The following is a 23,138-nucleotide window of genomic DNA, read 5'->3' on the forward strand; positions in this document are numbered from 1 at the left end:
GTGCGTTGTGTCAGAAGCCGAAGCTGATGCCACCCCGAACCTGGCCGATCGAGTTGTGGCCACCGAAGCCATAACCGCCGGAGAGGAAGAGGTTGACGCGCTTGTTGACCGAAGCATCAACGCCCAGTTCGATCAGGCCGTTACCGTCCGGATCAACACCCTTCAGGCGGAACGCATCGCCGCCGCCCAGATACTGGACCGTGCGGTCGCTGCCGATGTTGCCCTGGAAGCTGTACTGCACCTTGGCATAGGGACGGTAGGCGATCCCATCGGCATCACCCAGCAAAGCTCCCGCCTTGACGCCCAGCACCGGCGAGAAGACCGTCTTCGACGCGTCTTCGACCCGCAGGCCGATGCCCGCGCCGCCTTCTTCGGTGAAGCCGTTCATCGACCAGCGACGCAGCGCCAGCTTGCCGTAAGGCGTCACCACCAGACTGCCGCCGGCAGAGAAGTCATAGCCCAGCTCAATGCTCGCATCCAGCTGCTTGCCCTTGAAGTCGCCCTTGATGGTGCGAGCCAGCAGGGTCAGGTCCCGTTCGACTTCGAACTTCGAGAAGCCGTAGGCGAACTGGAAGCTGCCGTAGAAGGGGCCGAAGCCCTGGGTCGCATAGGCACCGATGGTGTAGGTGCGAACCTGCGCTTCTTCCGGCGAACCCTGAGCGGTCACATCATGCTGGCCGTAGCCAAAACCGATGCCGAAGGCGCCATCTTCCTGATAGGCGACGTCGATACCGAACGCACCACCATAGCTGTTGGTCTTGATCTTCGACGCGCCCGACTTGGTGCCACCCGTCTTGGCGAAGTTCGCCGAGGGGTTGAACCAGAGCTGGGTGCCCAGCGCCTCACCATAGCTGCGACGAGCGGCCAGGCGGTTGACGGTGGTGTTGAAGACCGCGTTCTGATCGACAGCGGCAAGCGAACCGTAGATCTCAGCCGAGGAAAGCTCGTTGAAGACCTGCGCCGCCTGTGCGCTGTTCAGACGCCAATCAAGCCCAGCCGCGATGTTGGCGATGTCCTGCGCATTGGCGATCTCCGTCACCGTCGCAAAGCCGTTTCCCAGCGTCCGCTCCGCTGAGCGGCCCATTACCGACAATACTTTGAATGCCGCGCTCCGACGGCTTGGGTTCGGGAAAGACGAGGTGACGGCTCATGGGTTCAGAGCCACCGCCAGCACACTTTTGAACGAAATGGGCAAGTGGCATCCGGACGCCATTGAGCGCCAACTAGCCCACGTCGAATCCAATGAAGTTCGCCGAGCCTATGCGCGCGGCACCCATTGGGACGAGCGCGTCAGGATGATGCGGCACTGGTCGAACTATCTTGATGGATTGCAGGTGGGTGGGAGGGTTCTGAAGGCGAATTTCCCGCGAAGGTAGAGCGCTCAAGGAAAGGTGGTAGGCGAGTATGGAATGATCGCCATCCATACCCCAGAGGGTATAAAACGATTTTAATCCCTGTAGGGTATAACGGCCTGGTAAGTCACATAAGGTATATTGCAGATTTATACCTCGTAGGGTATGCTGATTTGAGAGGTATCCACATGGCTCAACTAATCCGATCTCCTCTGCAACTCGGCGCAGCCATCCATAACGCGCGCGTAAATCGCAACCTCACCCAAAAGGGCCTCGCTGACCTTGTAGGCACCGGACAAAAAACCGTCTCCAGGATAGAGAACGGCCATGAGGGTACGCGGCTGGACACCTTATTCGGCATAATGGCTGCTCTGGATCTGGATCTACAACTCGGACCACGCAGCAAGGGCGGCAAGGATATCGAAGACATATTCTGACATGACACGCAGCAAGACCCATGCCCCCTTGAGGGTGCTCATTAACAATCGCCAGATAGGTCGCCTGGAAAAGGAACCCAGCGGGGCCGTATCCTTCCAATATGAGGCAAGCTGGCTCGATTGGGAGCACGCCTTCGCCGCGTCCCTATCCCTTCCACTCCGAAAAGCGCCTTATCGGGGAGCGCCAGTGGTCGCCGTCTTCGATAATCTGTTGCCCGACAGCCCGGACATTCGGCGCCGCGTCGCGGAACGAACCGGTGCGGAAGGCATCGATCCCTATAGTTTGCTGGCTAGGATCGGGCGCGACTGCGTGGGCGCCATGCAGTTTCTGGCTGACGGCGATGACCTCGATGTGAGCGGGAAAATCCAAGCCGAGCCGATCAGCGATGAAGAAATCGAACGGCTCTTGGCTGATCTCAAGGGAAAGCCGCTTGGCATCGACCCAGAGCGGGAATTCCGAATTTCGATCGCCGGGGCGCAGGAGAAGACGGCGCTTCTGCGTCATGAAGGGCAATGGAAGCGCCCGGTTGGTACAACCCCGACAACACATATACTGAAGCCACTGCTCGGAGAAATCCCGACCTCAACCGGCATGATTGATATGACGGCCAGCGTCGACAACGAGCATTATTGCCTCAAGCTTCTTGAAGCATTTGGATTGCCCATCGCACACACAGATATCGTCACATTTGGAGAGCGGCGCGTTCTCGTGGTTGAGCGCTTCGACCGCCGCTGGCGGCCTGACGGACGGCTTCTGCGCCTGCCTCAGGAAGACTGCTGCCAGGCGCTCGGCATCCCGTCTTCGCGGAAGTACCAGAATGAGGGCGGACCTTCGGCGCTGGAAATCATCCGCCTGTTAGCCGGCAGTGACGATCCTTCCAAAGATCAGATGGCGTTTCTGGCAAGCCAGATCATATTCTGGCTGATCGGGGCAACTGATGGACATGCCAAAAACTTCAGTCTGTTCCTCCGGCCGCGCGGTGGATTCAAGCTAACCCCCTATTATGATGTGCTGTCTGTCCAGCAGGCAGTCGACCGCGGTCAACTTGGCCAGCGCAACTTCCGCCTCGCTATGTCAGCAGGGCGAAATCGCCACTATCGAATCGAAGAGGTGCTCGGGCGCCACTTTGTGCAGACCGCAAAGGCGGCAGGCCTTGGTCCCACGATCGTCCGAAAGGTGGTTACGGACATCAGGGAAAAGGCAGAACGCGCGTCAGAAGATGCTCGTTCAAAGATGCCGGATGATTTTGCAGACAGTGTTCATGAGAGCATCCGCAATGCGATCGCGGACCGCTTGGCGCTTCTCGATACAGGGCTCAAGGAATTATAAGCACCCTATCGTGTCAATGCGATCAACGCGCTATTTGACGCAAAGGATCGACTAAAATTCACGGGGATATCGGTGGTATTCGGTCTTGCGTTTCTAGTGGAAGGCGATTGTGGAGACCGACAGGGAAACCAAACAGGCTTGGCTCCTGAGCGGTGTCTATGTCGGTCATAGTAGCCTGGCCCAGGCAAGGTGTGCGGCTGAGATAATGCCGAGTTGCCTGCTTGAGGACAGGCCGCACTTCGACATCGAAATCTGACGGCTGAACGACAATAAGGGGTCGGTTTGGTCAAACGCGAACGCCGGATTTGGGACTTTCGCGACTGTCGGCTTCGAAGTGAAAATCCGGGATAGCTGCCTATCGTCCTTTCAGCTCCGGACGTGGCTGTCGTGGACCATGCCTAATGCTAATGGGGAAGGTCTGACTGCGCCGTAGGCATCGCAATGAGCGCCACGGCCCTCTTCCGCTTCTGTGCCTAGGAATATGCCTTTTATCCTGTGGCCAGGCGTATCTCGACAAAGGCCTTGGGCCGTGATTGCACGCGCCAGAACATTGTCGCGAAGCAGCGAAATGCAACCGCAGGTCGCAATGCTCTCAATATCACTCAGCCACGCCTGCCTATTTAATATTTAATTTCAATGCATTGCTCGCACGATTTCAGTTTTTGGCCATGCGCAGAGAAAACGCCTCGCGTCAAAAAATTAATTACAATTGATCTTCAATGGAAAATCTATTGACTAAATATTGGAAGTGTCTATGCATATGGTCAGGCGTTAAAAACAACCGAATGTGCCGGGGGCAAGGCGAAAGCAGGAATGCGCCATGCCCGCAAAAGAGCACCGAGGATTGCGCGCCACAGGCTTTAAGCTGTGATGGGGAGATATTGGGATGAATGCCCGTAAAAATGGAATTCTCGGGCTTTGCCTGGGATCGGTATCGCTGTTCGCATTGTCGCCGATGGCGGCACTGGCTCAGGAAGCGGCGAGTGGCACTGCGGAAATCATTGTTACCGCCAATAAGCGGGAACAATCGATCAACAAGGTGGGCCTTGCCATCACCGCCCTGAGCGGGGATGCGCTCAAAAATCAGAACATCGTTTCGCTGAGCGACCTGGCAAATTCGATCCCGGGCCTGAGCTATTCGCCATCGGCGACCCAGACGCCGGTTTACACGCTGCGTGGCGTCGGCTTCTATGAAACGTCTCTCGCGGCTTATCCGACCACCAGCGTGTATGTCGATCAGGTTCCGCTGTCGTTCCCGGCGCTGTCCACCCATGCCAATTTCGATCTGGAGCGCGTGGAAGTCCTCAAGGGTCCGCAAGGGACATTATTCGGCCAGAATTCTACCGGCGGCGCAATCAATTTCGTCGCGGCCAAGCCTACGAAAAGTTTCGAGATGGGCGGTGACCTAACCTATGGTCGCTTCAACCGGGTGGAAGGCAATGCCTATGTCAGCGGACCGCTGACGAATACGCTGCGCGCTCGTCTGGCCGTTACCGGAGCGCATGCCGACGACTGGCAGTATAGCTACACCCGCAACGACAAGCTGGGCGAAGCCGCCTATTATGGCGCACGTCTGCTGCTCGACTGGGATCCGGTCGAAACCGTCAGCGTCGAGGTCAATCTGAACGGCTGGCGCGACCAGAGCGATCCGCAGGCGCCGCAATATCAGACCCTGTTGTCGCAATCGCCGTCGACCACGGTTCAGGCCTTGCGGGATTTCCCCTTTGCGCCGTTCAAGGCGCGCGCGGCGGACTGGACACCGGCGACCCGTCCGCATGCGGATAACCGCCTGCTCCAAGGGTCAGCTCGCATCAATTGGGATGTCGCAGACAATATCACGGTGACGTCGATCACGTCCTATGTCGATTACAAGCCCGATCAGGGTTTCGAAACCGACGGGACCACGCTGATGGCGGATGACTTCATCATCGACCGGGGCCGCATCAAATCTTTCAGCCAGGAGCTTCGGGTCGCGAACAAGCCGAATAGCGCCCTGCGCTGGGTGGTTGGCGCCAATTACGAGAAAAGCCATGTCTATGAATATCAGTTGCAGACATTATCGGACATCAGCACGGCGCCCATTTTCGGCTATACCGGCGCCTACGTCTATTCCGACCAGCATATGCGCAACTATGCCTTCTTCGGGAATGTCGAATATGACATTAGCGACCAGATCACGCTGAAGGGCGGCGCCCGCTACACTAATGCGCGGCGAACGGCGGCGACCTGCACGGGTGATCCGGGCGATGGCACCTTCGCTGCCGCGTTCGACGGCCTCGCCAACGCGATCCAGCTGGGATTCTTCCCGGTCGCCGGGTTTACGCCTACGGGCGTTCCCGTGCCGCCGATCGGCCTGGGTTGCGCGCCGCTTGATAATACCACCGAGGATGGAACGCCCGCGACCTATCTGCCCGGTGAATTCCGCGACACGCTGAAGGAAGACAATGTCTCCTGGCGCGCGGGCGTCGATTACAAGCTGTCGAGCAGCGCACTGCTCTACGTCAACGTGGCTCAGGGATATAAGGCAGGCAGTTTCCCGATCGCGTCGGCGGCTACGTTCGAACAGTTCCTGCCGGTCACGCAGGAGTCGCTGCGGTCCTATGAGGCCGGTTTCAAATTCTCGGCGTTCGATCGTCGACTTCAGATCACTGGCGCTGGTTTCTATTACGATTATAAGGACAAGCAGCTTCGCTCGAAGATCGTCGATCCCATTTTCGGCGTTCTCGATGCGCTCGACAATATTCCCAAGTCGCGGATGATCGGTGCCGAACTCGACATGACATTTGCGCCGGTGCGCGGATTGACGCTCGGCGCGTCGGGTTCCATCCTCGACAGCAAGGTCACGCAATTCGTGGGGCTCGATACGGCCGGTGGGTCGATCGACTATAAGGGATCGGTCATTCCCTATACGCCCAAATATCAGTTGCGGCTGTCTGCGGATTATAAATGGCAGATGGGCAATGCCGAACCCTTTGTCGGCGTGGTCTTTTCGACGCGCAGCAAGGCCAATGCCAATATCGGGGGTTCGCGCGGGCTGGTGCTGACGTCGGATTTCGCCTCGTCAGTGGCGCCCGAAGACACCTACACCATCCCTGGCTATTCGCTGGTGGACCTGCGGGCGGGCGCTTCGTTCAACGACGGTCGCTGGCGCGTGACGGTGTTCGGCAAGAATGTGTTCGACAAATATTATGTCACGAACATCTTCACCGACTATGACACTATTGCGCGCTTTTCGGGACAACCGGCGACTTATGGTGTAACTGTAGCGTTCAAGTTCAACTGAACTGATGGGGCGGGTATGAGAAGACGCGGAGTATCAGGTTCATGAAGTTTCCGCCTTTTTCCTATGCCTGCCCCACATCGATCGCCGAAGCGATTGAATTGCTGAATGACGATGAGGATTCCCGCCCGCTGGCGGGCGGGCAATCCCTGTTGCCTATGATGGCGCTGCGCGTTGCCGCGCCGGGGATGCTGGTCGATCTCGGCGGCATCGACATGCTCCGGCAAAGCGCGGTGCTGCCGGACTCGATGCGCATCGGCGCCATGGTGACGCATGCTGCCAACGCGGCGTCGCTCGATATCTGGATGCATTTCCCCCTCATGTCCCAGGCGCTGCATCATGTCGCGCATCAGGCGGTGCGTAACAGGGGCACGTTCGGGGGCAGCATCGCCCATGCGGATGCGGGAGCGGAAATGCCGCTTGTCGTGTCCGCGCTCGACGGCATGCTGCTGTTGCAGGGGCCGGGGGGGGCGCGCGCGCTGCCCGCCGCCGACTTCTTCCAGGGCCATTATACGACGGCGATCGAGCCGGGAGAAATACTGACCGGTGTCGAGCTTCCCTTTTCCGGCATGGATTGGGCTTTTGAGGAAATGGCGCGCCGGTCGGGCGATCTGGCGATCGCGATGGCCGCCGCAGGGGTGCGGGTCGAGGACGGCATCTGCCGTGAGGCGCGGCTGATGTTCGGCAGCATTTCCGACCGCCCGATCCGCGCTGCCGAGGCGGAGGCCTATCTCGCCGAAAGAGAATTGACGCCATCCGTCATCCGGGAAGCCGCCGCAATGGCGGCATCGGGCATCCACGCCCGGTCGGACACCCATGCCAGCGCTGATTATCGGCTGTCGCTGGCCACGGCCCTGATGCGCCGCGCCCTTACCCGCCTTGCAACCGGAGCCATGTGATGCGGCGCGCAGACGAAGATCAAAAACTGGATGTGATCGCCACCGTCAATGGACGCGAACGGCGCTTCAGCGTGCTGCCGCGCCTCAGCCTGGCGGATACGCTGCGCGAGGAACTGGGCCTGTATGGCGTGCGGATCGGATGCGAGCATGGCGTCTGCGGCGCCTGCACCATCATCGTCGACGACGTGCCGGTGCGATCCTGCCTGATGCTGGGCGTGCAGGCGAACGGAAAGAGGATCCGTACCGTCGAAAGCCTGGCCGAGGGCAACAGCCTGCACCCCTTGCAGGAGGCATTTCGCCGACATCATGCGCTGCAATGCGGTTTCTGCACGGCGGGCATATTGGCGACGTCGCAGGTGCTGCTCGCTGAAAATCCCTGCCCGACGCGGGAGGAGGTGCGGGAGGTGCTGTCCGGCAATATCTGCCGCTGCACCGGCTATCAGACGATCGTGGATGCGATCATGGACTATGCCGAAAACGGGCAGGTCGGCATTGTTGACGGGGATCAGGGACAGGCCGCATGAGCAAGAGCGAAGTCGCCCAGATCCGGCCCAAATCCATCGGGACGTCCATCCCGCGCCGCGAAGATCCCGGCCTGCTGACCGGACGCGCGCGTTATATCGCGGATATCGTGCTGCCCGACATGCTGCATGTCGCAATCCTGCGCAGCCCGGTCGCCCATGGCCGAATCCGGCACATCGATACCGCCGCCGCGCAGGCGATGCCGGGGGTGGAACTGATCTGGACCGGGCAGGACAGCCATGCGCGCTGTCCCGGAATCGCATCGACCCTTGAACAGAAGGGCTTCGTCGCGACGGTCCAGCCCCTGCTGGCCCATGACGAGATCTGCTTTGTCGGCGAGGGGATTGCCGTCGTTGTCGCGCACAGCCGCGCGCAGGCGGAGGATGCGCTGGAGCGGATCGAGGCCGATATCGAGGAACTGCCCGTCGTCACTGACGCGGTGGCGGCGATCGACGCGGACGATCTGGCCAATGCCGCCGTGCCGGCCAACATGGTCTATCATTCGAACCGCGTGACCGACCCGGTGGAGGACGCCTTCGCCAACGCCGCGCTTTCGGTCCAGGGCTGTTTCCACACCCCGCGCGTCAACGCGGCACCGATGGAAACGCGGGGCTTCGTCGCCCGGCATGAATGGACCAGCGGCACGCTCACCTGCTGGTCGGCGACGCAGATGCCCAGCTTCATCAAGACGATGACCGCGATTTTCCTCCAGTTCCCGGAGCATAATCTGGAGGTCATAACCCCGGCGGTCGGCGGCGGCTTCGGTCAGAAGGCGCATCTCCACCCGGAAGAATTGCTGACCTGCCTGCTTAGTATCGAACTGGGACGGCCGGTAAGCTGGATCGAGGACCGGCAGGAAAATCTGTTCCGCGCTCCGCAGGCGAAGCAGCAGATCAACGACATGGCGCTTGCCGTGGACGATCAGGGCCGCTTCCTCGCGCTGCGCGACCGGGTGATCACCGACAGCGGCGCCTATAATAGCCTGCCCTGGACCCCGCTGGTCGAGGGACATGCGGGCATATTGGTCGTCACCGATCCCTACAAGATCGCCGCGCTGTCCGCCCAATCCCTGTCCGTCACCACGAACAAATGCCCGATCGGCGCCTATCGCGGCGTCGGCTTTACCGCGCCGACGCTCGCGCGGGAGGTGTTGATCGACCGGGCGGCGCGCAAACTGGGGCTGTCGCCCTTCGAAATCAGGCGGCGCAACGTGATCCGGCAGGAGGATCTGCCCTACCAGACCCGTGCAGGCATGACGATCCGCGAGGGGACCTTCCTGGAGACGGTGGACCGGCTGGAGGCGATGGTCGGCTATGAGGATTTCCGCAAGCGGCAGCAGGAGGCGCTCAAGGAAGGGCGGCTGCTGGGCCTTGGGATTTCGATCTTCAGCGAAGTCAGCGGCATCGGCACGCGGGCGCTCAATTTCCTCGATTATCCGCTCACCTCGCATGACACCGCCACGGTCCGCGTCGAACCCACCGGCAAGGTCACGGTCACGACCGGCATCGTCTCCTCGGGTCAGGGGCACCCCACCACGCTGGCGCAGATCGCGGCCGATGCGTTCGGCGTTCCGGTCGAGGATGTGACCATATTGGCGGGCAGCACCCATCATGCGGTCGGTTTCGGCACCGTGGCCAGCCGGTCGGCGGTGTTCGGCGCGGGGACCATCGGGCGCGCCGCCGAAATGGTGCGGGGCCGGATGCGGGCGGTCGCGGCGCGGCTGCTTCAGGCCGCACCGGACGACATCGAAATGTCCGGGGGGATGATCCATGTCCGCGACGATCCCGGCCGCACCATGCCGTTCGCGGCGGTCGCGGGCGCGGCCTATTTCGCGGAGGCGACCCATCCCGACGATTTCGACCCGGCGCTGGAGGCGACGGCGGCGTTCGACCCGTCCGACATCGTGCTCGCCAATGGCGGCCATGCGGTCATCGTCGAGATCGACATGGAAACCTGCATGGCGCGGGTCGAGAAAATGTATGCGGTCGAGGATTGCGGCCGGATGATCAACCCGATGATCGTCGAGGGGCAGATCAGGGGCGGCATGGCCCAGGGGGTTGGCATGATCCTGCTGGAAGAGCTGGTGCATGACGAGCGGGGGCAACTCATCACCTCCACCTTCCAGGATTATCTGTTGCCGACCAGCCTCGACATACCGGATATCGAGATTTCCCATTTGGAAACGCCGTCGTCGCTGGTGCCCGGCGGCATCAAGGGAATGGGCGAATCCGCGATGATTTCGACACCGGCGGCGGTGGCGGGCGCGGTCAATGACGCGCTGGCCTGCCTCGGTGCCGCGATCGAACAGTTTCCCGCCTCGCCCCAGCGCATATTCGAGGCCTTGTCGAAGGCTGGCGTGATCGAACGGGCCAATAATTCCACAGTTTGACCAAGGAGCCGGATCGGTGAATTTCCAATATCGTTTCAAATTGCCCGTGCCGGTCGAACAGGCATGGCCGGTCCTGCTCGACGTTCGCCGCGTCGCGCCCTGCATGCCCGGCGCCGGAATCGAGTCCGGCGAAGGCGATGATTATGTCGGCCGCATGAAGGTGAAGCTTGGCCCGATCGAAATGGCCTATCGCGGGGATTTGCATTTCGTCGAGCGGGACGATGCAAACCATCGCCTGAAAGTCGAGGGCGTGGGCAAGGAAGTGCGCGGCGGCGGCGGCGCGAAGGCGCTGGTCACGATGCAGGCTTCGTCCGTTCCGGGCGGCTGCGAGGTGGCGATCGACAGCGAATATGAGCTGAACGGCCGCGCCGCGCAATTCGGAACCGGCATGATCGACGAAATCGGCGGCAAGCTGATGCAGGAATTCGCCCGGCGGCTGGAGAGGCTCATCCTGAACAGCAATGCGCAGGAAGGCGGTCCTGCGGCAGTGACCGCTTCCGCGCCATCGACGCCACAACCCGCCGCCGTTGCATCGGCGGGGGGGCAGGATTGGACGGCGGATGACAATGAGGCGCTCGATCTGGTCGGCTTGGCCTGGGGGCCGGTCCTCAGCCGCAGCCTGCCGGTCATCCATCTGCTGATCTCGGCGGCGACCCTGATCTATCTCGTCGCCCACGGGTGATGACGGGCGGTCGAGGCAGGTTTGCCAATGAAGGGCGCGGCGACCCTTTTCCGGTTTCTGGACGATGCCGCGGCACGGGGAGAGCGCACCGCGCTGGTGACGATCACCGATGTCATCGGCCAATCGTCCCGCGCGCCCGGCACGCATATGGCCATCACGGAGAGCGGCGCCTATCATGGCTCCCTTTCCGGCGGCTGCGTCGAGGCTGCCGTCGTCGGTGAGGCGCTGCGCATCATGGCGTCCGGCGTCACCGAATGGCTGCGTTTCGGCGTCGGTTCGCCCTATATCGACATAAAACTGCCCTGCGGCGGTGGTCTTGACCTGCTGATCGTGCCCGATCCTGCGCGGGAAAGCATCGCAACGGTCCGGCATAGGCTGGAGGATCGCGTGCCGATCGCGCTCGTCATCGGCCGGGATGGCACCCTTGCCGCGGAATGGCCCGCGTCCATCACCGGCAGCGGCTGGCGCGGGGGAGCGTTTGTGGCGCGCCATCAACCCGATCTTCGTCTGATGATCCTGGGCCATGGCGCGGAAACAGAGGCGCTGGCGCGGCTCGCCTGCGCCTACGGCGCGGAGGTCGCGGTTCTTTCGCCCGACCCTGACATCGTCGCGCGCCTGTCAGGATCAGGCATGTCGGCCGGGCTGCTCAAGACCCCGGCCCGGTCGGACCATTTGCGCACCGACGCCCATACGGCGGTGGTGATGCTGTTCCACGATCATGACTGGGAACTGGATCTGATTGGGCAGGCGCTGGAGCAGGAGGCGCTGTTCATCGGCGCGATGGGCAGCCGGGCGACGCAGGCGCGGCGGCTGGAAGGGCTGCGGTCGCGTGGCATGGCCGACGGGATGCTGGCGCGCCTGACGGGACCGATCGGCCTGATCCCGGCGACACGCGATCCGGACACGCTGGCGCTATCCGTTCTCAGCCAGATCGCGGCGCTCTATCAGTCGCACATGCTCACAGGTTCATGAGCCAAGCGGCTGTGTGCCGGTCAGCGCTATGGCCGCTCATTGGGCGTGATCGTCGCGCTGTCCCGGCCGGCCTCTTCATAGACGCCGGTGAGGATCGACAGGAAATTGGTCAGCATCTCCAGCTTATCCGGAGCGTTCTGGATTTCCATCAGCCGATTCATCAGGATCTGCGCCTTGATGTCGTGATATTCATCCGTCACCTTTTCACCAAGTTCGCTAACCACATAGGTGAACTGGTTGCCTTTCCCTTCCCGGATCTTCTGGATCAGGCCTGCCGATTCAAGCTTGCGAAGGCTGTATTGGATGTTGGGGATGTCATCCCTGTTCATCAGCCGCGCAATGGTCGCGCTGTTCTTGGGTCGGTCCTGCATGCGAATGACGTGCAGGATGATATGTTCGGACATCTTCAGGTCGCCGCCAAAAATGACGGACCCTGTTTCGGCGACGAAACGCGCGAACGATTCCGAGAATCGCAACATCGACCATTCGAAATTCGTGACCTTATATTCGAAGTCCGATTTCGCGAGGTGCCAGCCTCTATAATATTTCGGTTCCATCACGCTGCTCATCTGGGATTTGCCGGGTTCTGCCTCAACGGATTGCATGGCCTGCCCCCTACCGCAACGGGAAATTCCGTTCAACTCGCAAATCGTTTTTATCCACGATCAATTGAAACTCTATTGACTTTCAGTTGATGCTATGGCTTTCTCATTATGGTTCGGGACAACCGATAGAGGCCGGCGCGCAACAGGTGGCGCCGGACAAGAATCAGGAACGGCGGAGAGAGCAATGAGCGAGAGCGACAGTTCGATCGTGCGGCGGCGTGAAGTTCGCGGCGACAGCGGTGCCGGGGCGGCCCGCGTGAATGACAGTGGACTGCAAAACCAGTATCAGCCCTATAAGGACGCGGCCTGGGGCTTCATCAATCACTGGTACCCCGCGCTTTTCAGCGAAGAATTGCCCGAGGAGGCCGTCGAAGGCATCCAGATTTGCGGCATCCCGATCGTGCTGCGCCGGGTCAACGGCAAGATCCATGCGCTCAAGGACCAGTGCGTCCATCGCGGCGTGCGCCTGTCGGCCAAGCCGACCTGCTTCACCAAGGATACGATCAGCTGCTGGTATCACGGCTTCACCTTCGATCTGGAAAACGGCAAGCTGTCGACCATCGTCGCCAATCCCGATGATCCCCTGATCGGCACGACGGGCCTCACCACCTATCCGGTTGAGGAAGTCGCGGGCATGATCTTCGTTTTCGTGCGGGAAGATGACTTCGCGCTGGAAGACGTGCCGCCGCTGGCGCAGGATCTGCCTTTCCGCTTCCCGGAAAACAGCGAACGTTTCCCCCATCCTCTCTGGCCTGCGGCGCCGAGCATCCTCGACGACAATGCGGTGGTGAAGGGCATGCACCGCACCGGTTTCGGCGATTGGCGCATCGCCTGCGAAAACGGCTTCGATAACGCGCATATCCTGGTCCACAAGGATAACTCGATCGTTCACGCGCTGAACTGGACCTTGCCGCTGGGCATCGTGCCGACATCCGAGGATTGCATCGAGGTGGTCGAGGATGAGGACGGCCCCAAGGGCATGGTCCAGTGGCTGTTCACCGACAAATGGGCACCGATCCTTGAAAATGAAAAGCTCGGCCTGAAGATCGAAGGGATGAACGGACGCTTCTACCGCACATCGGTGGTGATGCCGGGTGTCCTCATGGTCGAGAACTGGCCGGAAGAACATGTCGTCCAGTATGAATGGTATGTGCCGATCACCAACGACACGCATGAATATTGGGAAGTGCTGGTAAAGATCTGTCCGACAGAGGAGGATCGCAAGGCCTACGACTATCGGTACAAGACCTTCTACAAGCCGCTGGCGCTGAATGGCTTCAACGACTGCGACATCTACGCCCGCGAAGCGATGCAGGATTTCTACGCCGACGGGAGCGGCTGGGACGAGGAGCAGCTCGTTTCCACCGACGTGTCGCCGATCACCTGGCGCAAGCTCGCCTCGCGCTGGAACCGTGGCATCGCCAAGGTGCCGCGTGGCGTGGACGGCAAGATTCCGACGACCAGCCTGCGCATGCGCCGCCTCGCGGAAGGCGTACCGCCGGGCTATAAAGTCCATAAGATCGAGGAATGACCCGTGGCCGACGCTGCTGACGTCCTCTTCGCTTTCGCTGACGGGGTGGAACGCTCCGTCAGCGTGACGGCGGGGGATACCATACTCGATGCCGGCCTCGCGGCTGAGCTGCCGTTGCTCTACCAATGCCGGTCGGGCAGCTGTTCAAGTTGCATTGCAAAGCTGGTCGAGGGGGAAACCCGGCAGGCGGCTGGGCACACCACCTTGCTGCGCAGCGAATATGAAGCGGGCATGCGCCTGCTGTGCCAGACCCACGCCGTCGGCGCCTGCCGCTTCGAAATGGGCTATGACAGCGAGGCGGGGACGGTCAGGGCGACCAAAGCTAACGCCTTCGTCGATGAGGTGGAGCGGATCGCGTCCAATGTGGTGCGCCTTCGGCTGGAACTGGCGGCGGACAATTGGGTCGATTTCCGCCCCGGCCAGTTTTTCCAGATCAGCGTGCCCGGCATCGGCGCCGTGCGCAGCTATTCCCCGGCCAGCACGCCCAAGGATTTGCCGCGACTGGAATTCCTGATTCGCCTGTTGCCGGGCGGCGTCATGTCGGAATGGCTGACCGACAGGGCAAAGCCCGACGATGTGGTCGAGATAGAGGGGGCGTTCGGGGCCTTCTTCCTTCGGGAAAAGGTGCGCGCGCCGCATATTCTGGTCGCTGGCGGCACGGGCCTCGCGCCGATGCTGTCTATCCTGGATGCGCTGCGCGAACAGTCGGGCCGCAGGCCGCGCATGCTGTTGAGCTTTGGCTGCACCGATCCCGATGCGCTGTTTGGCCTGGATGCGATCATGCTGCGCGAACAATGGATGCCGACCTTCCGGTCCCGTATCTCCGTCGATCGGGGCGCGACGGGCGATCTGCTTGGCGGCACGCCGGTCGATGCGCTTCTGCCGGAGGACGTCAGCGACCCCGACACCGTGGCCTATCTCTGCGGCCCACCCCGGATGATCGAGGCGGCCCATGCCCGGTTGGAGGCGCTGGGCGTCAAACCGGAAAACATCTTCGCGGAACAGTTCGTGCCCAGCGAAACGACGGGAGTGACCCCATGAAACCCACGGTGCAAGTGCCTTTCGGGGAGCAACGTCAGGCATGGCTCGATGCGACGATTGCGCGCCTCGATCCTGAACGGCTGAAGCGGCTGCTCTTCGCGCTGACCGATATTCACAGCCCGACCGGCGCGGCGCGGGATGCCAGCCAGTTCATGGCCGCGACGCTCGGCGGGATCGGCATGAACGCGCGCTACATGCCGATGAACGAGCGCACCGGCAATGTCCTCGCCGAAAAGCGGGGCAGCGGCGGCGGCGCGGCGGTCATGCTCTATTGCCCCATCGACACGCATTTGGAGGGCAATGAGGACGACCAGCCCTGGGTCGGCCCGTCCCATTTCGTCGACCTCCACCCCAAAGCGAAGCTGCTGGGCGACTGGGTCTATGGTCTGGGCGCATCCAATCCCAAGGGGATGATCGCCACGCTGACCGAGGTGGCGACCGCACTGATCGAGGCGGAGGTGCCGCTGACCGGCGACCTGCTCTTCGGTCTGGCCGATGGCGGCATGCCGGTCGATATTGCCGCCCGCGACCATGCGGGCATGTCGAACGGCCTGCACCATCTGTTGGCGCGCGGCGCTGCGGCGGATTTCGCCATCATCATGAAGCCGTGGAACTTCGTCTATCATGAGGAACCGGGCATCGGCTGGTTCAAGCTGCGCATATTGGGCAGCTACGGCTATGCCGGCGTGCCGCGCGGCACGCCCGGTTTCCGCAGCTCCATCGTGCCGGCGGCGACGGTCATCCCCGAACTGGAGCAATGGCTGATCGACTATGCCGAGCGCAACACGTCGGGCGTGGTGAAGCCGCATGGCTGGATCGCGGGCATCCGTTCCGGCTCCGACGAACGGCCGTCCTTCCCTTCGGCGGTGACGGAACTGTTCTTCGACGTGCGCATCAATCCGCGCACCAGCCCAGCGGAAGTGAAAGCGCAATTTGCTGCCTTCATGCGCGACCTGTCGGCGCGTTTCCCCGATCTGGAGCTGGAATGGGAAATGTACGGCTCGGTTCCGGGCGGCACCACCGATCCCGACAACTGGATCATCCAGTCGGCGCGGCGCGGCTGGGAAGCCATTGAAGGGCAACCCCATCCCGTACCCGATCCGCTGGGCGGGCAGACCGACGGCGCGGCGTTGCGGCGTTATGGCGTGCCGACCGCGCGGATCGGCTGGCCCTGGCCCGCGACCGGATCGCCCGAGCCCCTGGCCGAAGGCTTGGGCGGCATGGGCGCGACCTATATTCCCGATCTCATGCCCTGCGCGCAGAAGATTGCCTACGCACTGATCGACACATTGACCCGCCCGCGCAGCGAATTGGGCCTTTCATAATCCAGACGAACAAGGAGAAAGTATATGGCCAGCATGAACGCGGCGCGTGTCCATACGCCGGGCGGCGCCTTTCAGGTGGACGAAATCGACCGGCCGGTGCCGCGCCCCCATGACGTGGCGATCGCGATCAAGGCGGCGGGCGTCGTCCCCAATCTGCGCAATGTGATGAGCAATTATGGCGACCGCTCTTATCTGACAGTGCCCGAACTCCCCGCCATCTATGGTCTCGACGCCGCCGGAGTCGTGGAAGAGGTGGGCGAGATGGTGACCGGCATCGTTCCGGGCGACAGGGTCTATATCAATCCCGGCCGGTCCTGCGGCTCCTGCCATGCCTGCCGATCCCTGGACGCGATCAACTGCACGGCCTTCACCTTTCAGGGCTATTTCGGCTTCGGCCCAGCCTCGAAGGAGGTCTATCGCAACTATCCCTATGGCGGCTTCAGCCAATATGCGACCGCGCCCGCCAATGGCCTGGTCAAGCTGCCCGACGCGGTGAGTTTCGAGCAGGCGGCCCGTTTCGGCTATCTGGGCACCGCCTATTCCGGCCTGATCAAGGCGGGCGTCGGACCGGGGCGGACCGTGCTGATCAACGGGGCGAGCGGCACGCTGGGTCTGGGCGCGGTGTTGCTGGCGCTGGCCATGGGAGCGACCCGCATCTTGGGCGTGGCGCGCAACAAGGAATTGCTGGAGCGGGTGCGGGCGATCGACCCGTCGCGTATTTTCGTGCTGTCCTCCGGCGAGGAGCCGGTGGGCGAATGGGCGCACCGCCTGACCGACGGGATCGGTGTTGACGCGGTGCTGGACACCATGGGGCCGGGCGCACCCGCCCAGGTGATGATGGACGCGATCGAAGCGCTGCGGCGCGGCGGACGGCTGGTCGATGTGGGCGGCATGAACGCGCCCATGTCCCTCAATATGCACCAGCTGATGTGCGCGCAGGTCAGCCTGATCGGGTCGCTGTGGTTCACCGTGGCCGAAGGGCAGGACATGGCGGCGATGGCGGCGGCGGGGACGCTGGACCTGTCGGTGTTCGAGCATCGCCTCTTCTCCCTCGATCAGGCGAACGAGGCGCTGGCCACCGCCGAAAAGCGGGTCGGCGGTTTCGTCAACGTCGTCGTCAAACCCTGAACCCACACGAGCCAAGGAGAAAGCCAATGGTAAGACGCATCGTCACGGCGGAACGGGATGGCAAATCCTATGTCCTGTCCGACGGCCCGGTCGCCAACACCCATGATTTCGCGGCGGTGCCGGGGTTTCAGACGACGCTGGCTTGGGCGGCTCCGGCCGTTCCGGCCCTGCCCTTCGACGGGAATGACCCGGTGGCCAAGGTGACGTCGATGCTGCCGACGCCGCATGGATCCGCCCTCATCATCGTCCAGTTCCCGCCGGACAGCGTGATGACGTCAGCTGATTTCGATCCCGTGGCGGCCGGGGCGGAACAGATGCAGTTCCTGCCCGGTCTTGCCGAAACCTTCGATGCCGATGGTTCGGGCATGCACAAGACCCGGACCGTCGATTACGACATCATATTGGAAGGGGAATTGTGGATGGAACTGGATGATGGGGAACTCACCCATCTAAAGGCCGGGGACGTGGTGATCCAGAACGGCACCCACCATGCGTGGCGCAATCTGAGCGACAAGCCCGCCCGCATGGCCTCGATCCTGATCGGCGGCGAATAGGCGCTGGGGCGGGGCGCCATGCTCCGCCCGCTCTTTGATGACATCGGAAACCAGAGTCAGATGATCCGAAACGACCTTCATTATGCCGATCTGGCGACGATTGGCGGCATGTTGCGGCGGCGGAAGATTTCCGCCGTCGAACTGATGGCCCATATGCTGGAGAGGATCGGTCGCCTCGATCCCCGGCTGCATGGCTTCGCCTTTCTCGATGCAGATGGCGCGATGGAAAAGGCGCGGGTAGCCGACAGCCTGCTGGCGCGGGGCGCGGGCGGGGCGCTGACCGGCATTCCCATCGCGGTGAAGGATTTGTTCTGGACGTCCGACATGCCGACGGCAGCGGGCATGACCATCCATCGGGATTTCCGTCCAACCGAGGATGCGACCGTGGTGCGCAGGCTGCGGGAGGCGGGCGCGGTCATTTTCGGCAAGCTCCAGATGACGGAGGGCGCCTTTGCGATGCACCACCCCGCGGTCGAGCCCCCGGTCAATCCCTGGGGGGAGGCATTGTGGACCGGCGCGTCGTCAAGCGGTTCGGGCGTGGCTGTGGCCGCCGGGTTGAGCTTCGCATCGCTGGGATCGGACACGGGTGGCTCTATCCGCTTCCCCGGCGTCGCCAACGGGCTGACCGGCTTGAAGCCGAGTTGGGGCCGAGTCAGCCGCCATGGCGCGTTCGAACTGGCTGCCAGCCTCGATCATGTCGGGCCGATGGCGCGCAGCGCCTGGGACGTAGCGCTGCTCTACGCGATTATCGCCGGACATGATCCGGCCGATCCGACAAGCTGGCCAGGTCGGCCAGACCCTCTCGATGGGGAGGCGGCCATCGACCTTGGTGGCGTCAGGATTGGCCATGCGCCGCTCGCGCTGGCGGGATGCGACGCCGAACTGGGCACCGCGATCGGGGAGGCTGTATCGGTTTTCGCAGGCCTGGGAGGCAGCGTGCGGGAGGTCGCCCTGCCCGACATGCTGTCGGGCGCGGCGCAATGGGAGTTGCTGGCCGGGGTGGAGGCGGCGCTGGCCCATGCAGCGACCTATCCGGCGCGCGCGGACGACTATGGCGTGGCGCTCAGCCGTCTGATCGGCCTGGGCCGGGATGCGTCCGCCATGGATTATCAGAAGCCACGGTTGATCCGCATGGACCTGCGCGGCCGTCTGGATGCGCTGTTGGCCGATGTCGACATGCTGATCCTGCCCGTCCTGCCTTATGCTGCGCCGACACTGGACCGGCTGGGCGCGCTGGCCGAAGACCCCGATGCCAATACGCGGCTGATCTCCTTCACCGCGCCGTTCAATCTGGGCGGACAGCCCGCGCTTTGTCTGCCCTGCCGTCCCACCTCGGCTGGTGCGCCGCTGGGCTTCCAGCTGGTCGCCGCACGCGGGCGGGAGGATGTGCTGTTGCGCGCCGCGATGGCCTTCCAGCGCGAAACGGACTGGCATCTGCGCCACCCGATCGACTGACAGGAGAGACATGGCGTGGAATTGAGCGGCAAATATGGCATCGTCACCGGCGGCGGATCGGGCATGGGACGCGCGGCGGCGCTCGCCATGGCGCGGGAAGGCGCGACGCTGCTGCTGGTCGGGCGGCGGCTCGCCCCGTTGGAGGAGGTCTGCAACGAGATAGAGGCGCTGGGCGGCAAGGCCTTCGCCCACAGCGCCGACGTCTCGGTCCGCGAAGAGATTCAGGCTGCGGTGGCGGAGGCGGTGCGTCGCTTCGGTCGTCTCGACCTGGCCTTCAACAATGCGGGCGGCCATGCCGATTTCAAGCCGATCCATCAGATTCCCGAAGAGGAAGCCGAATGGGTGATCGACCTGAATTTCAAGGCGACCTATTGGGGCGTGAAATATCAGTTCGAGGCGATGGCGGCCGGCGGTGGCGGCGTCATCGTCAATAATGCGTCGATCTTCGGGTTGAAGGCGATGCCCGGCCTGTCCCATTATGTCGCCAGCAAATTCGCGGTCGTCGGCCTGACCAAGGCGGTGGCGCTGGACGGCGCGAAAACAAGGGTCCGGGTCAACGCAGTCTGCCCCGGTGGCACACACACACCCAATTTCCTCAAGGTCACGGGCGGCGACGCTCATGCGATGGACGATATCGTGCCGGTGGGCCGCATCGGGCAACCGGCCGAGGTGGCCGAGGCTGTGCTTTGGCTCATGTCCCCGCGCGCGGCCTATGTCACCGGTGCAGTGCTGTCGGTCGACGGCGGCATGTCCTGCGGCTGACGTCGCCAATACCCCTATTCTGGAACAGGAACATCATGATGACCATCAGCGAAGAAAGCTCCAGCCGTTTCGTCACCGTGCGGGAAGGCGATCGCGACCTCAACATCCACTATAACGATCTGGGCGCCCATGATCTGGAAAAGGGCGCCGAGGTCGTCGTGATGCTGCATGGTTCCGGGCCGGGCGCCAGCGGCTGGGCGAATTTCCATCGCAATCTCGACCCGTTGGTAGAGGCCGGATTTCGCGTGCTGCTGATCGACCTTCCCGGCTGGGGCAAGAGCAACAGCATCGTCAACAGCGGATCACGGTCGGACCTTAACGCCCGCATCGTCAAGGGTGTGATCGACGCGCTGGGCATCGGCCGCATTCACATATTGGGCAATTCCATGGGCGGGCATACCGCCGTGGCGTTCGGCCTCACCTATCCCGAGCAGACCGGCAAGCTGGTCCTGATGGGCGGCGGAACCGGCGGCATGAGCCTGTTCGCGCCGATGCCGACAGAGGGGATCAAGCTGCTCAATGGCCTGTACAGCAATCCCACGATCGAAAATCTCAAGCGCTTCAACGAAGTCTTCGTATTCGACGCCTCGGTCCTGACAGACGACCTGCTTGAAGCGCGTCTGGCCAATATGCTGAATCGGAAGGATCATCTGGAGAATTTCGTCAAGTCATCTGACCTCAATCCACGCCAGTTCCCCGATTTCGGCCCTCGCCTGCCTTCGCTGGCTGCCTCGACGCTGATCGTCTGGGGACGTCAGGACCGGGTGGTGCCGATGGATGGCGGTCTGCGCCTGGTCGCGGGGATTCCCAATTCCCGGCTGCACATCTTCAACCAGTGCGGCCATTGGGCGCAGTGGGAGCATGCCGATGAATTCAACCGGATGGTGCTGGACTTCCTGCGTCACTGATCTTCCAAAACGAGAAAAGCGCCTAAAAGGATTGAGGATATGATCATCGGTTCCATCTGCATGAGTCATTCGCCGCTCATGGATCGCAACCGCGCCGGAGCGGAAACGGAAGGGCGTTTCAAAGCCGCCGTGCAGGAAGCGGCACGGGCCTTCGATGCGATGCAGCCGAACCTGATCGTCGCCTTCTATCCCGACCATATGAACGGGTTTCAGTATAATATCCTGCCGCCCTTCTGCATCGGTGCGCGGGCAAGGTCTTTGGGCGACTATGGGTCGGTGCCGGGGGAACTGCCGGTCGATGAGGAAGCCGCGCTTTCCCTCACGGCCTCGGTGCTGGAGCAGGGCGTGGACGTCGCACTGTCGTTCGACATGCTGGTCGATCATGGCGCAACCCAGCCGCTCGAACTGCTGGCCAGCGAAAGCGGAGGCAGGATGCCGCCGGTGCTGCCGGTTTTCATCAACTGTGCGGCAGGACCACGCCCGCCCTTCCGTCGCGCCCGCGCGCTGGGTGAAGCGGTGGGCGAATGGGCCAAGGGACGGCCAGAGCGGATCCTGTTCATCGGTTCCGGCGGCCTGTCCCACGATCCACCGCTTCCCAATATCGCGACGGCAAGCCCCGAAACGAAAGAGCGCATGATCGCGGGAGGGGCAACATCCTTCACCGACCGCATAGTGCGGCAGAGCAACGTCTTCCGGGCTGGAGTGGCGTTCAAAGGCGGGAAGACCGGCCTGCGTGACCTCAATCCCGAATGGGACCGGCGCTTCATGGCTGCCATGGCTAATGGCGAGACCAAGATCGCGGATGATTGGATCGAAAGCGAGGTCATCGACGCGGGAGGGGGCGGCGCCAATGAAGTGCGCTGCTGGGTCGCGGCTATGGCTGCTCTTTCCCGGGGTGGCTCCTACCGAGTGGCATCTGAATTCTATGAACCCGTTCCGGAATGGATCACGGGCATGGGCCTGATGAGTGCCTGGTCCCAAACCGCCAGCACTGAGCAGGGCAATTGAAGAGGTCTGGCCTACGCGGTGGGTCCAATGCGCGAGGTGTCGGGACACTCTGAGGCATTTTCGGACATGGCCGTGTAATGCCCATTCGGTTCGAAATTGCGGCAACGAGGAACAGAGCGTTTTCGCTCAATTGAGATACTCTAGCGATCCGCGTCGCTATTCGCTTCCGTCTCTATCTCGGACGCAGCTTGTAGAAGCATCGTCAGCAGCGCGTCATCGGCCATGCGTTTACGGTCATTGCCGGCTTGCGAGACGGATATCGCCGCGACGACGTCCTGCGCTGCATTGCGGATGGGGACGGCCATGCACAGCAGGCCATCGGCAATCTCGCCATCATCGATCGCAAAACCTTGCTCGCGTACTTTCGTCAATTCCTTGGCCAATGTGGCCGGTTCGGTAATGGTCTTCGCCGTCAAAGGCACGAATGGTCCGCCCGCCAGATAATGGTCCCTGTCCGTGTCGGGCAGATGGGCTAGCAGCACCTTGCCCATGCCCGAACAATAGGCCTCCAACTGCATTCCGACCTTGGTGAATAGTGCACTGGCCCCCTGTCCGGTCTTGATCCGATAGGTGACCATTTCATTTTCCAGCGTTCCCAACTGCACAGTGCTGCTCACTTTGCTCGCCAGACGGTGCAGGATCGGCGCCGCGACATTGGCGATCAGTTGCTTTTCATCCAGCCGCTGCGCCAGCTTCATCAGGCGCGACCCGGCGACATGCCGCCCCTTGCCCAGCGGTCGCAGATAATCTTCGGCCACCAGCGTCGCGATCTGTCGATGCGCTGTCGCCACCGGGATGTCGAGCCTGCGCGCCATTTCCGCGACGCTGCTGGACCCGCCATCGTCCACCACGGCTTCCAGCATGGCGAGCGTGCGCTTGAACGAACTGAGCTGCGGCGTGCCTTCTCTCATAATGTGAGAAGATAGCAGGGCGCACGGCTGGCGCCAAGCGGCGGGTT

20 protein-coding genes and 1 pseudogene are annotated in these 23,138 nt (G+C 62.3%); 18 read left to right on the forward strand and 3 right to left on the reverse strand.

Annotated features, from left to right (window positions below):
• Positions 1–10: 10 nt before the first annotated feature.
• A complete protein-coding gene (locus tag VVT58_RS11275; protein ID WP_327753182.1) occupies positions 11–1,084 on the reverse strand; it encodes an autotransporter outer membrane beta-barrel domain-containing protein in 1,074 nt (357 codons plus the stop codon).
• Between VVT58_RS11275 and VVT58_RS11280 the strand changes: the two are divergent.
• The 9 genes and pseudogenes from VVT58_RS11280 to VVT58_RS11320 all read left to right on the forward strand — a co-directional run.
• A pseudogene (locus tag VVT58_RS11280) lies at positions 1,053–1,376 on the forward strand (tyrosine-type recombinase/integrase); the annotation flags it as partial. The gene VVT58_RS11275 and the pseudogene VVT58_RS11280 overlap by 32 nt on opposite strands.
• A 164-nt stretch (positions 1,377–1,540) precedes the next feature.
• The gene (locus tag VVT58_RS11285; protein ID WP_327753183.1) at positions 1,541–1,789 is read left to right on the forward strand and encodes a helix-turn-helix domain-containing protein; all 249 of its coding nucleotides are present in this window, start codon (positions 1,541–1,543) and stop codon (positions 1,787–1,789) included.
• A gap of 1 nt (position 1,790) precedes the next feature.
• Entirely contained in the window at positions 1,791–3,119 is a 1,329-nt protein-coding gene (locus VVT58_RS11290; RefSeq protein WP_327753184.1) for a type II toxin-antitoxin system HipA family toxin, read from the forward strand.
• An 886-nt stretch (positions 3,120–4,005) separates the two neighbouring features.
• The gene (locus VVT58_RS11295; RefSeq protein WP_327753185.1) at positions 4,006–6,402 is read left to right on the forward strand and encodes a TonB-dependent receptor domain-containing protein; all 2,397 of its coding nucleotides are present in this window, start codon (positions 4,006–4,008) and stop codon (positions 6,400–6,402) included.
• A gap of 41 nt (positions 6,403–6,443) precedes the next feature.
• Positions 6,444–7,298 carry a xanthine dehydrogenase family protein subunit M gene (locus VVT58_RS11300; protein WP_327753186.1) on the forward strand — a complete coding sequence of 285 codons (855 nt, stop codon included), beginning with the start codon at positions 6,444–6,446 and terminating at the stop codon, positions 7,296–7,298.
• Positions 7,298–7,822: a (2Fe-2S)-binding protein gene (locus VVT58_RS11305; RefSeq protein WP_327753187.1), complete on the forward strand. Its 525-nt coding sequence runs from the start codon at positions 7,298–7,300 to the stop codon at positions 7,820–7,822. Before VVT58_RS11300 ends, VVT58_RS11305 begins: the two co-directional genes overlap by 1 nt.
• Positions 7,819–10,209: a xanthine dehydrogenase family protein molybdopterin-binding subunit gene (locus VVT58_RS11310; RefSeq protein ID WP_327753188.1), complete on the forward strand. Its 2,391-nt coding sequence runs from the start codon at positions 7,819–7,821 to the stop codon at positions 10,207–10,209. The genes VVT58_RS11305 and VVT58_RS11310 overlap by 4 nt, the downstream gene beginning before the upstream one ends.
• Positions 10,210–10,225: 16 nt before the next feature.
• The gene (locus tag VVT58_RS11315; RefSeq protein WP_327753190.1) at positions 10,226–10,891 is read left to right on the forward strand and encodes an SRPBCC family protein; all 666 of its coding nucleotides are present in this window, start codon (positions 10,226–10,228) and stop codon (positions 10,889–10,891) included.
• A gap of 27 nt (positions 10,892–10,918) precedes the next feature.
• Positions 10,919–11,863: an XdhC family protein gene (locus VVT58_RS11320; RefSeq protein WP_327753191.1), complete on the forward strand. Its 945-nt coding sequence runs from the start codon at positions 10,919–10,921 to the stop codon at positions 11,861–11,863.
• 26 nt (positions 11,864–11,889) lie between these two features.
• Here VVT58_RS11320 and VVT58_RS11325 read toward each other — a convergent pair whose 3' ends face one another.
• Positions 11,890–12,468, reverse strand: a complete 579-nt coding sequence (locus VVT58_RS11325) for a winged helix DNA-binding protein (protein WP_327753192.1) — start codon at positions 12,466–12,468, stop codon at positions 11,890–11,892.
• Between the two features lie 184 nt (positions 12,469–12,652).
• On the opposite strand from VVT58_RS11325, the gene VVT58_RS11330 reads away from it, so the two are divergent.
• From VVT58_RS11330 to VVT58_RS11370, 9 genes are read left to right on the forward strand one after another with little or no spacing between them, the layout of a single operon-like run.
• A complete protein-coding gene (locus tag VVT58_RS11330; protein ID WP_327753193.1) occupies positions 12,653–13,999 on the forward strand; it encodes a Rieske 2Fe-2S domain-containing protein in 1,347 nt (448 codons plus the stop codon).
• 3 nt (positions 14,000–14,002) lie between these two features.
• Entirely contained in the window at positions 14,003–15,040 is a 1,038-nt protein-coding gene (locus tag VVT58_RS11335; RefSeq protein WP_327753194.1) for a ring-hydroxylating dioxygenase ferredoxin reductase family protein, read from the forward strand.
• Positions 15,037–16,365 carry an acetylornithine deacetylase gene (locus VVT58_RS11340; protein WP_327753195.1) on the forward strand — a complete coding sequence of 443 codons (1,329 nt, stop codon included), beginning with the start codon at positions 15,037–15,039 and terminating at the stop codon, positions 16,363–16,365. The genes VVT58_RS11335 and VVT58_RS11340 overlap by 4 nt, the downstream gene beginning before the upstream one ends.
• A gap of 24 nt (positions 16,366–16,389) precedes the next feature.
• Positions 16,390–17,493 carry an alcohol dehydrogenase catalytic domain-containing protein gene (locus tag VVT58_RS11345; RefSeq protein ID WP_327753196.1) on the forward strand — a complete coding sequence of 368 codons (1,104 nt, stop codon included), beginning with the start codon at positions 16,390–16,392 and terminating at the stop codon, positions 17,491–17,493.
• A gap of 26 nt (positions 17,494–17,519) precedes the next feature.
• Positions 17,520–18,047 (forward strand): cupin domain-containing protein, encoded by a 528-nt coding sequence (locus VVT58_RS11350; RefSeq protein WP_327753197.1) that lies wholly within the window; start codon positions 17,520–17,522, stop codon positions 18,045–18,047.
• 60 nt (positions 18,048–18,107) lie between these two features.
• Positions 18,108–19,502: an amidase gene (locus tag VVT58_RS11355; protein WP_327753198.1), complete on the forward strand. Its 1,395-nt coding sequence runs from the start codon at positions 18,108–18,110 to the stop codon at positions 19,500–19,502.
• A gap of 15 nt (positions 19,503–19,517) precedes the next feature.
• Positions 19,518–20,264 (forward strand): SDR family NAD(P)-dependent oxidoreductase, encoded by a 747-nt coding sequence (locus VVT58_RS11360; RefSeq protein WP_327753199.1) that lies wholly within the window; start codon positions 19,518–19,520, stop codon positions 20,262–20,264.
• 35 nt (positions 20,265–20,299) lie between these two features.
• The gene (locus VVT58_RS11365; protein WP_327753200.1) at positions 20,300–21,172 is read left to right on the forward strand and encodes an alpha/beta fold hydrolase; all 873 of its coding nucleotides are present in this window, start codon (positions 20,300–20,302) and stop codon (positions 21,170–21,172) included.
• A gap of 39 nt (positions 21,173–21,211) precedes the next feature.
• Positions 21,212–22,180, forward strand: a complete 969-nt coding sequence (locus VVT58_RS11370) for a 3-carboxyethylcatechol 2,3-dioxygenase (protein WP_327753201.1) — start codon at positions 21,212–21,214, stop codon at positions 22,178–22,180.
• Between the two features lie 140 nt (positions 22,181–22,320).
• Here the strand turns inward: VVT58_RS11370 and VVT58_RS11375 are convergent, their stop codons facing one another.
• Positions 22,321–23,091 carry an IclR family transcriptional regulator gene (locus tag VVT58_RS11375; RefSeq protein WP_327753202.1) on the reverse strand — a complete coding sequence of 257 codons (771 nt, stop codon included), beginning with the start codon at positions 23,089–23,091 and terminating at the stop codon, positions 22,321–22,323.
• Positions 23,092–23,138: the final 47 nt, after the last annotated feature.

Source organism: Sphingobium sp. SJ10-10 (assembly GCF_036038995.2).
In the GTDB taxonomy this organism is placed as follows: domain Bacteria; phylum Pseudomonadota; class Alphaproteobacteria; order Sphingomonadales; family Sphingomonadaceae; genus Sphingobium.